Origin of the sequence: Larkinella rosea (genome assembly GCF_003858635.1) — a bacterium.
Taxonomy (GTDB): domain Bacteria; phylum Bacteroidota; class Bacteroidia; order Cytophagales; family Spirosomataceae; genus Larkinella; species Larkinella rosea.
Genome location: NZ_RQJO01000009.1, coordinates 191,982 through 204,415, shown reverse-complemented (window position 1 = coordinate 204,415; position 12,434 = coordinate 191,982). Strand labels below are relative to the sequence as shown.

At 51.3% G+C, this 12,434-nt stretch carries 10 protein-coding genes; all 10 read right to left on the bottom strand.

Annotated elements, in window-relative coordinates:
- Positions 1–113: 113 nt before the first annotated feature.
- The 10 genes from EHT25_RS16805 to EHT25_RS16760 all read right to left on the bottom strand — a co-directional run bounded on the left by EHT25_RS16805 (position 114) and on the right by EHT25_RS16760 (position 12,206).
- The gene (locus EHT25_RS16805) at positions 114–899 is read right to left on the bottom strand and encodes an SDR family NAD(P)-dependent oxidoreductase (RefSeq protein WP_124876304.1); all 786 of its coding nucleotides are present in this window, start codon (positions 897–899) and stop codon (positions 114–116) included.
- Positions 900–1,014: 115 nt separating this feature from the next.
- On the bottom strand, positions 1,015–2,073 hold the full coding sequence (locus EHT25_RS16800) for a sugar phosphate isomerase/epimerase family protein (protein WP_124876303.1): 1,059 nt from the start codon (positions 2,071–2,073) through the stop codon (positions 1,015–1,017).
- Between the two features lie 45 nt (positions 2,074–2,118).
- Positions 2,119–4,668, bottom strand: coding sequence for a DUF7133 domain-containing protein (locus EHT25_RS16795; protein ID WP_124876302.1), 2,550 nt, complete (start codon positions 4,666–4,668; stop codon positions 2,119–2,121).
- A gap of 125 nt (positions 4,669–4,793) precedes the next feature.
- A complete protein-coding gene (locus EHT25_RS16790) occupies positions 4,794–5,978 on the bottom strand; it encodes a lycopene cyclase family protein (RefSeq protein ID WP_124876301.1) in 1,185 nt (394 codons plus the stop codon).
- 112 nt (positions 5,979–6,090) lie between these two features.
- On the bottom strand, positions 6,091–6,969 hold the full coding sequence (gene lipA / locus EHT25_RS16785) for a lipoyl synthase (protein ID WP_124876300.1): 879 nt from the start codon (positions 6,967–6,969) through the stop codon (positions 6,091–6,093).
- A 161-nt stretch (positions 6,970–7,130) separates the two neighbouring features.
- Entirely contained in the window at positions 7,131–7,874 is a 744-nt protein-coding gene (locus EHT25_RS16780) for a hypothetical protein (RefSeq protein WP_229311578.1), read from the bottom strand.
- Between the two features lie 245 nt (positions 7,875–8,119).
- Positions 8,120–8,812: a LytR/AlgR family response regulator transcription factor gene (locus EHT25_RS16775; protein ID WP_124876298.1), complete on the bottom strand. Its 693-nt coding sequence runs from the start codon at positions 8,810–8,812 to the stop codon at positions 8,120–8,122.
- Between the two features lie 12 nt (positions 8,813–8,824).
- Positions 8,825–10,357 carry a sensor histidine kinase gene (locus EHT25_RS16770; protein ID WP_124876297.1) on the bottom strand — a complete coding sequence of 511 codons (1,533 nt, stop codon included), beginning with the start codon at positions 10,355–10,357 and terminating at the stop codon, positions 8,825–8,827.
- Between the two features lie 109 nt (positions 10,358–10,466).
- Entirely contained in the window at positions 10,467–10,838 is a 372-nt protein-coding gene (locus EHT25_RS16765) for an ETC complex I subunit (protein WP_124876296.1), read from the bottom strand.
- Positions 10,839–10,892: 54 nt separating this feature from the next.
- The gene (locus EHT25_RS16760; protein ID WP_124876295.1) at positions 10,893–12,206 is read right to left on the bottom strand and encodes an aminotransferase class V-fold PLP-dependent enzyme; all 1,314 of its coding nucleotides are present in this window, start codon (positions 12,204–12,206) and stop codon (positions 10,893–10,895) included.
- Positions 12,207–12,434: the final 228 nt, after the last annotated feature.

The window sequence follows — 12,434 nt, the reverse complement described above, 5'->3', positions numbered from 1 at the left end:
TTTACGGTTTTCAGTTTACGGTTTTTGGAGGCTGACGCATTCATTTCTCACACGTTAGACAACCGAAGCGTCGGCCTGGCGAAAACCGTAAACTGAAAACCGTAAACCGTCTATCATCTCGCCGTCCAGCCGCCATCGACGGTAAGCATGGAGCCAACCATGTAGGTAGCGGCATCGCTGGCGAGGAAAATGGCGGCTCCCTGAATTTCACGCAGCAAACCCCAGCGACCCAGCGCCGTGGCACCCACGACGAATTTTTTGCCTTCTTCGGTGTCGGCAATTGGTACATTCATATCCGTCAGGAAAGGGCCGGGACAAATGGCGTTGACGGTGATGTTAAACGGAGCCAGTTCGAGCGCGAGTCCGCGGGTCATCTGCACCACGGCTCCTTTACTGGACGTGTAGGGCGTCCGATTGGCCAGTCCGACAATGCCGAGCGTGCTGGCCAGGTTGATGATGCTGCCTCGGCCGGCCTGTTTCATGAAGGGCGTCACGGCGCGGCAGCTCAGCCAGGTGCCGTTGACATTGGCATTCATTACTTTATTAAAATCTTCCAGCGTTACCTCGTCGATCGGTCCGCGAATGTTGATGCCCGCGCTGTTGATCAGAACATCGATCCGGCCAAAGGCGTCGATAGCGGCTTGCGCCATGGCTTCGGTTTGTGCCTGGTCGGTAATATCGGCCCTGAACGCAATGGCTTTGACGCCAAAATCCCGACTCAGTTCTTCAGCGGCTTTCGCGCCTTCTTCGGCATTCCGGTTCACCAGCATCACATTGGCCCCCGCCGAAGCGAGTCCGGCAGCCATGGCCAGCCCTAGCCCTTTGGAACCGCCCGTGATGATGGCCGCCCGCCCACTCAAATCAAATTGCTTAATACCAGGTAGTATGTCTTTACTCATTATTCATTTGTTTACGGTTTTCAGTTTACGGTATTCGGTAGCTGACGCATTATACTTCGTGCGCTAGCAAACATGCGTCAGCCACCGAATACCGTAAACTGAAAACCGGATACCACTATTTAATCCCCAACTTCTTATTACTGTACGAAAGGCATTCGACAATGTTTTTCTCCTCAACTGCCAGTTTTTCATCACCCGATAACTGGGAAACCCGGGGCAATCCCGCCTTATAGGTCTGTGCTTTGACCATGCGCAGCGTGCGGTCCAGATCCGATTTGGGAATATCGCCGAAGGTTTCCCAATATTCTTTTTTCTGACACGGAATTTCCAGCGGATCGCGGGTGATCATTTCGAGGTTGAAGGTCACCGCCGGATTGTGTTTTTTGCAGAGCGCAATCATCTTCGGCAGATCCAGAATACCTTTCCCTAGCGGCACTTCGGACAGCAGAAAACCGTCGGCGTATTCAGCGACGCCCATGTCTTTGACGTGCGTTGTGAAGACGTACGGTGCCAGCGTTTCAACCACCGTCATCGGATCTTCGAGCAACGAAATACTATTACCAAAATCCAGCGTGACGCCAATCCACTCGCTATTCAGCTGTTTCAGCGCGGCAACCAGTTCCGTTGCCCGCCAGTCTTTGTGGTTTTCAACCGCCAGTTTGACCTTGTGTTTCCGCAGAACGGGTTCGGCTAATTGCAACGACACCAGCGCGTTTTTCTTGACGTTCTGCCATTCCTCGTTGGAGTGGTAGGTTTCGTAGCGTCGCCCGCTCGAGCAAACCGTCCGCAAAATGGTCGCTCCGGCTTCTTTGGCGTTAATCACTTCCTGCTCAAAAGCCGCCACCTGTTCCGGTCTTTTGGGCAATCCAATGGAACCTTCCAGATAGAGCCCCACTTTTTCGCGCTCGTTCCGAAGCTTTCTGGCAAAATCCGCCGACCAGTCTTTCACGACGGTTTGCACGCCCCCCGCCCCAATTTCCTTGCAGTGATCCACCAGTTCGATGGCGTTCGTAAAACCGGGAAACTTACTGCTTTCAATCTTTGAATTCCAGCGAAATCCGTAGGAATGCACCACCACCCCCATCGGCACGTCTTTCAGAAAGGCAGGCATTTTAGGCAACGAGAGCGCGAAGGCTCCGGCAGCTGCTTTCTGGATAAATTCACGTCTGTACATGGTTACAACGGGTTTAGGAATAGTCAGATATGTAGTTCAGCCGGTTTACTTTCCGACCGAGGTTTTGGCTTCCAGCATGTAATTATTCAGTTCTTTGGCCGTCCAGGGCACCACGCGTCCCTGCGATGTCACACGGGTCATGGCCACTGTCCGTTTTCCAATTGGACCGGCGTTGTTGCCCCACTCATTGCGGATGTACATCAGAATGGACGTAATCGAATTGTCATCCATCGTCGAATGCGAGGGCATCACCGGCAGAATATCCGGCACATCGTACACCTTCTTCGCCACTTCAACCGGCCCTTCCATGCCATGCAGGAGAACGAGGGCGAGTCGTTTTTCGTCGCCCAATACCCAGTCGGAGCCAATGAGCGGAGGTCCAAACCGGTTCAATCCTGCGCCATCGGTGCCGTGGCAACCGGAACAAGTACTCAGGTAAAGTTGTCGCCCCGCAGCGAACAATTTCTGCTCGTCATCGCTTAACAAACTCTTTTGGGTCGTATTCACCTTGACGGCGGTATGGCCGGGCCACTCGAACAAGGCTGCCAGATTCTCCAGCCGCGACGGTTCAATGCCCGAATTCGACCGGGCCAGTAATTTAGGTGCCGAAGCCAGTTTGATCGGTTTCTTCGTCGTACTGCCCTGAATGGCCAGGCTGGTTAAAACCGCCTTTTCCTGCCAGCCCAGCGGCTCTTTTTCCAGTAACGTGAGCGTTGCAGCCAGTTCCGCCGGGTTTCGCTTCCGAACGATGGATGTCGTCAGCATTTCCAGAAAAATCTCTTTCGATGGCTCATGCGTTTGCCACTGCGGTGCTTTCAACAGCGTTTGCAAAAAGGCGAATTCCTGATTTTGGAGGCTGCTGAGGGCAGCATCCCGGATCAAAGCTGTGGAACCGTATTTATTCACAATCCCGGCCAGCAGCTGGTGCGAAACGGTCGGATCAAGAAGCCCGGCGGTAAACGTCATCTGGAGAATCTGCTCAATCGGGGCGGTTTCCCATTGTTTCAGCAGTTGTTGCTCCAGTTTCGCCCGAACGGTTTTATCCGTTTTGGCAATCGGTTCCAGTAAGCGCAGGGCAGTGGTTTTAAGGAGGGCATCGGGGTCGGCGATCAAACTTAAAAGAACATTCGAACTGCTCAGTTTTAACCCATCCAGCGTCCACAGCGCATGAAACCGCCCGAACTGATTTTCGCCTTTAAGCGCCAGATCGGTCAGCGCCTGACGAACGGTTTTGTCGTTTCGTTCCACCAGTAACCGCTGCGCCACGTCGCGATGCCAGCCGTCGGGACTCGACAATTCCTGAATCAGGTCTTTGGAAGAAGCCGTTGAAAGTTTAAGCGGTTTTCCGGGTTTCCAGTCGGCCGGAACAACCCGCCAGATTCGCCCCCGATTCACTGGTGTGACGAGATGCCGATTGATCGACTGTTCGCGTAAATACGGCGTCACATAGGCTTTGTGCTGAATCAATCCCCGGTACATATCGGCCACGTACAGGGCGCCGTCGGGGCCCGTTGTCTGGTGAACCGGTCGAAACCGCTCATCGGTCGAAGCCCAAAATTCGCGCCCCGGATGCGGATCTTTCGCACTGATCAGGATCCCACTTTCCTCGACTACATTGCGTTTAATCAAATTCCCGGAAGGTTCGCAAACGAACACATTGCCGTAATACTCCTTCGGCAAAGCGGTTCCCCGGTAAAAAAGCGGTGAACAGGCCGCCGTAAATTCCAGCAAACGCCCTTCTTTGTCCAACGTCCCGGGAATATAGCCCCGGTTGACCGCCGGATTGGGCCGGATCGGATACACCCGCCGGTCGATGGTCAAACCATGGTCGATGCCGGTTGTCGAGGTATGGTTTTTATTCCGGGAAAGGTAATTGGGTGGCACCAGATCGGCGTGGAGCTGCGACCAGTTGTAGTTGTAGTATAACCGCCCTTTATCGTCGTGGCTAATGCCCCACTGCCCCCGAAATTCGGTACTGTCACGCTCCCATTTGCCGTTGTTCAGCCGATAGCGAAGGCGGGATTTGGCGTTGTAGTACCAGTTGTCCATGCTGCGCCAGAGGCCATTTCCGGAGTGTTCGGGCAGGCCGCTCCCGGCGTACGACGGGTCGATCATCGTTTTTGAATCCGCTTTCAGATCGCCGTTGGTGTCTTTGGTCAGCCACAGTCCACCGTTTTCAACCACCAACGCACCACCCGGAACCAGGGCCAGCGCGCGCGGCATAACCAGACTATCCAGGTATATCTTGCTGACATCCATCTGTCCGTCGCCGTTTGTATCTTCCAGTACCGAAATGCGCCCTACCGGTTTATCCTCACCGGTTCCGTCGATGTTGGGCATGAATCCCCGCATTTCGACCACCCAGAGTCGCCCGTCTTCATCGAACGTGATAACAACCGGGTCCTGAACCATCGGCTCAGCTGCCACCAGTTGCACTTTCAAACCCGGTTCAATCTGAAAAGTAGCCAGTTCTTCGGCGGGTGTTTTGGCCGGAGAAGGACCTTCGTCCCCGGTTGTCACGAAGCTGGTTTTAAAGCTTAACAGCCCTAAAAGTCCGGCACCAATCAGGTAAATGGAATAAGCGCGCTTGAACATGAGGCTCAATTTGTCATTATTACATAATAAAGTTTTTTTGGTAAAATACTACTCATGAAATTCGCCGGTATTGACGGATTTTGCAAATTTCCTGAATGAATTAGGAGAAAATAGAGTTAAGCCCACTAGCTGACCGGCGGTTTTCGGACCAAACCGGGGAAAATGCGTTTGCGAAACACGTCCAGTGCTGCGATGGTAAAAGCACCCAGCGGAACCGTCGTCATGATTTTCAGATCCTCGGCGAACGTCGTATCCTCGTCCAGAAACCGGAAAATCTGAACCGGCGGATTTCGCTCGTACAAACGCGTGAAGATATCATCGGCGGGATGACGGCGGTATTCCAATACATTCAGCAGTACACTGTCCAGAAACCGCTTGAACACCCGCCGAATCCACGGTTTATGGCGTTTCGGTTTGCCCTCGGCGACCAGATTCTGAACAATTTCCTGCAGGTACCGCTGCGTTCGCTGGAAGGTGTAACCGGTTGACGGTTTTGTGTACCCACCCGCCGTACCAATCCGAACCACATGCTTGCCCGGACGTTCGTTGGTGGGTTCGTCCGACATCGGGATAATGCCAAATTCCGTTTCCTGAACCGAATAACCACCGGTGTCCACAAACCGGTCAATATAGGTTAGCAAAGCGGTTTCGTACTGTTCATCCGACAGGAGCTGGTTGTTGAAAATGGTGTATTCTACCAGCGCCGTCCGTTCGTCGAAAGGAAGAATGTACAAAAACCGGCAATCCCCCTGCTGGTCGACCCGGAAGTCCATCATACACGGTTTTTCGACATCAAAACACGGTTTCTCGGTGGAAATCGTCCAGCCCTTGAAATGTTGCCAGAGGTTGTGGTTTTCGGGCCGGTTGAGTTTCAGCGCGTGCGTGCTGTCGAACACAAAATCAGCAATGTAGGGTTCGTCGTCAGCAATCACAAAACCGCCTTGTGGTGTATCTTTAACGCGATTGACGGTAACCTGCCGGAATTCGATGGAGGGGAACTGGGCGAGGTGATTCTTCATAAACGCGTAGAAATCAATGCCCCGCAGCATTTTATACTGGTAATCGCCGATGTCGAGCAAGCCGTTGAAGGTCGTTCCAAAGAATTCGACGGTATTCCATTTCCGAAACAATATCGACTCAAAAGGGCCGTCTTTATCCTCCCAGAAACACCAGGTCCGGTCATTGCGGCTTTTGGTTTCTTTATCAAGAATCAGGATGGAACGGTCGCGCAGGGGCGAAAGGCTCAGGTAATAGGCCAGACTTAATCCGGCCATTCCGCCCCCGGCGATGATGAAGTCGTATTTTTTCATTCATAACAAGAAAAGAAAAAAGGAGGAAAGGAGAAAGGAGAAATGGAAAAAGGCTTTAAAACCTATCCTCCGTTTCTCCTTTCTCCGTTTCTCCTTCCTCCGTTTCTTCTTCTCAGACATTCACATGGCGTTCGGCATGGTACGACGAGCGCACCAGCGGGCCGGATTCGACGTATTTCAACCCGCGTTTCAAGCCTTCTTCCTTGTACATCGCGAACGTTTCCGGGTGAATCCACTCGATCACTTCGTGGTGCATCTTGGTTGGTTGCAGGTATTGGCCCAACGTCAGAATGTCTAGACCGTGCTCGACCAGGTCATCCATCGCTTTCAGCACTTCATCAACGGTTTCGCCCAACCCCAGCATGATGCCCGATTTGGTGCGCTGACCGAAGTCTTTCGTCCGCCGGATCTGTTCCAGACTGCGTTCATACCGGGCCTGCGGACGCACGCGTCGGTACAGCCGTTCAACGGTTTCCATGTTGTGTGAAACCACTTCCTGACCGGCTTCGATCATCCGGGTCAGCGCATCCCAATTGCCTTTGGTATCGGGAATCAGCGTTTCGATGGTGGTCGTCGGCGACACATCTTTCACGGCCCGAACGGTCTGGTACCAGATTTCGGCACCCCGGTCTTTCAGTTCGTCGCGGTTCACGGACGTAATGACGGCGTGTTTGACTTTCATCAGCAGAATCGCTTCGGCCACCCGGCGGGGTTCGTCGGTATCATATTCGTTCGGGCGGCCCGTGGCGACGGCGCAGAAGGTACAGCTGCGCGTGCAGACGTTGCCCAGGATCATGAACGTGGCCGTTCCGGCGCCCCAGCACTCACCCATGTTCGGGCAATTGCCGCTTTCACAAATGGTATGTAACTTATAGGTATCGACTAATTTACGGACTTTGGCGTATTCCGGGCCAATGGGTAGTTTCACCCGCAGCCAATCGGGGCGTTTCTTACGCTGCTGTTCGGAGGGTATTACGGGAAGTTCAATCATAGCAAACCTCAATCCAGTTTTTTACACAATGGATTTTCGGGCAGTAAAGTTCGGGAAAAAGCAGGAAAGGAAAAAGGAGGAAGGGAAGAAGGGAGGATGCATTCGGAACCACCCGATACCCTTTCCTCCACTCTTCCCTTCCTCCCTTTCTCCTCCTAAATCTATTTCTTATTCCCGAAAAACAGCGTTACAAAACCGGATGTATACACGCTGCGGTTATTGGTCGCATTCATGATAACTACTTCTTTGGGGAAGGCTTCGGCCAGAAAACCGATTTCCAAACCGGTCATGTTGTTGCGGAAAGCGCTCAGTTCAAACGCTACGGCGGCTTTGAAGTTCAGGCCCAGCGTGAGTTTCGATTTGTCGAAGCCCTGAAAAAAGCTTCCGGCTCCAACGATGAGTTCGGGCTGCAAACTCGGATCGAACGGGCGGGTATCGACCTGACCGGGCCGCGCCGTATACTGCACATAATACGGTTTGATCACCCCAATGGACGGGCCTACGGCCAGAATGCCATTGATGGCAATGCCTTCATCGGCCGTACGCGAGAAGAGCGAAACTTCACGACCGTATTGCGGACGAACGACGAACAGATAATTCTGCTTGTTATATACATACCGGGCTCCGGAATAAGGCGTCTGCGATTGTACTTCTTTCGGATGTTTTACATTGACGATTTCAAGCGCCAGGTAGCGAAACTGCCGTTTGCCCTGGAACAAATTCGGTAAGGCCTTGGAATGCCGGAAAACAAAACCGCCCAAAATGCCGGAATTGGTATTCGTCGTAACACCGTACGTCGTTACGGTGGTGTACTTATCTTCGTCGGTGTCGGTGGTTTGGGCATGCGCACTGCGCACTGTCAGCAGCAAACCCAGGATGGATACTATCTGTAAAACTCGTGACACGGTCGTGTTGAAAAACTTTATAAGGATAAAAATAACAGATTACTTTGACACTACGAAATCCTCGCCCGTGTCTGCGAACCATCATCTGGAACTCCCCGCACATAGGAGTAACGGTCTGGCCCATTGGATGGTTGCGTCAAGCAATTTATATTTTTCTATTTAAAGTCCTACACAAACGGGTTTTTAGTTTCTGGCCCCACTTTCGTCATTCAAACTACGCCTTTAGGCGACGTACGGACAAAAGGTCAACTTTTGGAAAGCCGGGCTTTGATTTCCGTTAACCGATCTTCGTAGGAAGCGCCCACCGGAATTTTAACGCTGGCGACGGTAATCTCACTCCGGGCAATTTTCTCAATTTTCCGGAAGGAAATGCTGTAGGAACGGTGAACCCGGATAAACTGGTTTTCGGGCAGATTTCGCAAACTGTCGGACATGGTCTGGCGGCTCAACAGCTTGCGGTTTTTCAGCACGAACGTAACATAATTGCCGTCGGCTTCCAGGTATAAAATATCGTCCAGCCAGACTTTTTCTTCTTCATAACCGGTTTTTACAAAGATGAACTCTTCGTCACTATTCTCCCGTAAATTTTTGAAATCCAATGCTTTGTTACACGATTTTAAAAACCGGGCCAGCGGAAACGGTTTCAGTAAATAGTCGATGGCGTCCAGTTCGAATCCCTGAACGGCGTAGTCGGAATAGGCCGTCGTAAACACCACCATCGGCACGGTTTGCAGGCAGTTGACAAACTCGATTCCCGAAATATCCGGCATTTTTATATCCAGGAAAATCAGGTCGATTTTGTTTTTTTGCAAGTAGGGTATGGCTTCAAACGCGTCGGTAAAAGCCGCTTTCAAGTCGAGAAACGGAACTTTAGCAGCATGCAATCGCACGACTTCTAAAGCCTGCGGTTCGTCGTCGATGGCAATGGCGGTCAACATAGGCGGTTTTGATTAATATCGAATGGTGAGTGCCACAAAATAGTCTTGTTCCGACTCCTGAATCGCTAAGGTATACCGTCCGGGATAGATCAGTTCCAGCCGTTTCTTCACGTTTTCCAGGCCAATACCGGAATGCTCTTTCTCCGGATCATGGCCCGGCGCCGGGTGCCGCGAATTATGGACTTTAAAATAAATCGTTGAGGAATCCAGCGTCAGGGTGATGTAGATCCAGGACGGATTTCGCAAACTGATGCCGTGTTTGAACGCATTTTCCACGAAGGGAATCAACATCATGGGCGCAATATACAGGTCGCGGTTCGATTCCTGAATGGTAACCCGAATTTCGATGCCGTGGGTTTCGTCCAGCCGCATCCGCTGGAGTTCGATGTAATTCTGCAAATAATCGATTTCTTTCGGCAACGGAATGCGGTCCCGGTTGTTTTCATGCAACATAAACCGCATCATATCCCCCAGTTTCTGAATCCCGTCGGCGGTTTTTTCGCTGTTTTCTTTCAATGCCGTCGCGTAAAGACTATTGAGGGCATTGAACAGAAAGTGCGGATTGATCTGGGATTGCAGCCCCGCCAGTTCGGCAGAGGTGTGCGAAACCTGGGTTTGCAGCTGCACTTTTTCTTTGTTCAACACCCGGCGCATCAATGCCGTAATCACAGCGGCAAAAAGAACCAGAAAAGCCAGGGCGTAATTGATTCCCGCGTCATAATACACAAAATGGGTCCGGGCGCCCCAGAAAATAACCGTCATCAATCCCCAGAACAGCCCTCCTGCCATGATCCGCAGTTGGAATTCGGCAGTACGAAAATTCGATGTATTCGGTAGGATTGACGTATAGATAAAGCCCTGAAGCAAGTAAATCTGGAGCGGAATGGCCAGAAAAGCCAATACTTCGCGAACCGGGCTGCGCCAGAGTGTTTCGGGCAGGTTGGCACTGAACGCAAAGACAATCAAAAAAATCGCCAGCGGAATCCAGATCAACAAACTGATGTACCGGAAATCCTGCCGGACTTTTCGATGGAGGTAGTACGCCAGTTGGCTGAGTAATTCGTACGCAAAAATCAGGATTCCGAATCCGATGGAATCCGCCAGTATGTTTCGTTTACTGTATAACGAATAGACTTTCAGGCCAATATAATTCTCAAGATCGTCCTGCCGGTAATGAACATGCTGTTTGGAAAAGTAATAAAAGGAGACGCTGCTCACGACCAATAAGGCACTCAGTCCGGCTAATAACCGGTTTTTTTCATCATTTTTGTTGTTAATCCAGTTCGGAAAGGTGAGGTAGTGAAAAACGTACCAGGCTGCCAGAAAATGCGTCACACCGACAATCAGCGGAAAATTGTTGTTGATCGTGTGGTTGTAGCCCGCCAGATCGTGCCAGATGGTGGCCGAAGGGATGTCATCTCCGAGTGACTGAACCATTCGGTCAATCTCCCTGACTTCATTCAAAAGCCGCCGAATGACATAAATCGTTGCAATACTGACCGCAAACCAGAGTTCAACACGTCGGATACCCGCTAATTCCCGCATCGGTAATTTGTTTTTTGAACAAAGCTACGTGGGGGCAGCACATCCATGGGTGAAATGGGGCAAACCTGTGGAAAAATGGGCTGAATTAGCGACAAGGACAAAAAACGCTCTACTTTTGCTTTTTGCGCATCAAATAAATGAACTGGCTGGACGTACCCCCACCCGTGTGCGTTACCTGGAATGAGACCACTTCCCAGCCGTTTTTCTCAGCGAAATTTACAGCCTGCATCGCCGTCCTGAAACGTAAAGTCGGTTTTCCTTCCGGGCCGATTCGATGTAATTCGTTATTCTTATTTTCCCGAAAACCCGATTGTCCGTAATCGACATATACATGAGCCTCATTCAACGGCGCAGCATATTCACAAATTAACTGGCAGTATTGTATATCTAACTCATTGATATCAACCTGATTCACGATTAGTTGGGCTTTTGCGACAACTGGTAGGCAAAACAGAGAGACAAGGATAATTACTGGTTTCATAGGTAGCGGTTTTACCACCAATAACGCTATAAAACCGCAAACCAAGATAAATGATCAACTCTTCTTTTGTTTCGTGGCCAGATTCTGTTTTCCGGCCAGTTCCGTCATCGCAACCACCAGTCGATCCAGTTCTTTCGGGGTCGTATATACGTGGGGCGTCACCCGGACGCCATCGATGGGCCCGAGAGTAATGGGTACCGTATGAATTTTGTAGGTTTCCAGAAGCTGCTTTTCCAGGTCGGCACTGCTCATACCGCTAATTCCGACCACGGCCAGCGCCCCGGCAAACTCCGGTTTTAGCGAAGTGAAGAGTTTCACGCCGGGAACGTCTTTTACTTTTTCGGCCCAGTAGTTTTTGAGGTAATGCAGTCGGGCAAATTTCCGGGCAGCCCCAATGCTCAGTTGAAAATCGACCGCCGTGCCAATCGCCATCTCAGCCGCAAACGAACGCGTTCCGAGCGATTCAAATTTCCGGATGTCGGCGCCGTCGGGCTCCGGACTCGACAGCAGCGCCCAGACATTCTTGATTTTCTCTTTTTTAATGTACATCATCCCGCTGCCAAACGGCGCACTGAGCCATTTGTGCAGGCTGGTCGCGTAGTAATCGCAACCCAGTTCGGGAATTTTATAATCCAGGTGGGCAAAGCTGTGCGCGCCATCACAAATCACTTCAATGCCCTGTTTATGAGCCGCATCGGCAATTTTCCGTACCGGCATGATCTGCCCCGTCCAGTTCACAAGGTGGGTGACGTGAACGATTTTAGTTTTGCTGGTCATTGCCCCGACGTATTGCCGGACCAGTTCATCTTCGTTTTCGGAAGGCAGTTTCAGATCGAGCCAGACGAGTTTGATGCCGTCGCGTTTTTCCCGCTGTTTCCAGGCATTCATCATGTTGGGGTAATCCTGTTTTGCCAGCACCACCTCGTCGCCCGGTTTTAAGGTCAGGCCGAAAATAATCGTGTTCAATCCTTCCGTTGCATTCCGGTTAATGGCCAGTTCGTCGGGCAAACAACCACCCAAATCCGCTAGTTTGGCCCGCAGCGATTCCCGGCCCTGATCCAGAATCCGCCACATGTAGTAACTCGGGGCTTCGTTGCAGTACTGGTAAAACCGGATGTGCGCGTCCTGCACCGACTTGGGTTGCGGACTCACTCCGCCGTTGTTGAGATTCAGGAGGTTGGGTGAAACCGTATATTCCCTTTTTATCAATGACCAGAAATCTTCGTCCTGCGCGATTTGCTGCGGACTGCCGTTTTTTTGGAGCCGCTGCAAAACCGTACGGGTTGATTCGTTCAGGAAATCGGGCAAAACAAGTGGCGTAGCGGCCGCTGCGCCCATTTGGCGGAAGAACGTTCTGCGGGTAGACATTGATCAGGAGGAAATATGGCGTTTGGTACCCAAGGTAATCATAAAATTTTCACAACGCTATATACGCCAAATAATAGCGAAGCAAATAGTTAAAACTTCTAATTTTTCTTCCGTTTCAACCGGACTTTTCCGGTCTAAACGACCCAATTCGGATGTCGCGTACTTCCGGCAACCCATACGTGGAAACTACGCATTTTTCAAAAAGCGTACTTGTGCGCTAAAACCGCC